This window comes from Leifsonia sp. HAY1-4F, assembly GCF_056755275.1.
On sequence record NZ_JBNDHX010000613.1, the window covers coordinates 1 to 237 of the forward strand.

Genomic DNA, 237 nt, shown 5'->3' on the forward strand with positions numbered 1-237 from the left:
CCCCCCCCCCCCCCCCCCCCCCCCTCCAGCCAAAACCTCCCCCCCCAGATTAGCGAGTGTCTCGTGGGCTCGGAGATGTGTATAAGAGACAGCGGCCACACCCTGCTCTGGGTGCTCGCGCTGTACGTCGCCTCGTCGCTGTTCAGCTACCTGCAGGCGTACGTCCTCGACGTCCGCACGCAACCGGTACACCTGTCTCTTATACACATCTGACGCTGCCGACGACGGAGAGAGTGT

General features: G+C 64.6%; 1 protein-coding gene. It reads left to right on the top strand.

Annotation, left to right across the window (positions count from 1 at the left end):
• Positions 1-213, top strand: a 213-nt coding sequence (locus tag ACPYOG_RS20705; protein WP_481295938.1) for a hypothetical protein, incomplete at its 5' end; no start/stop codon positions are given.
• Between the last annotated feature and the right edge of the window lie 24 nt (positions 214-237).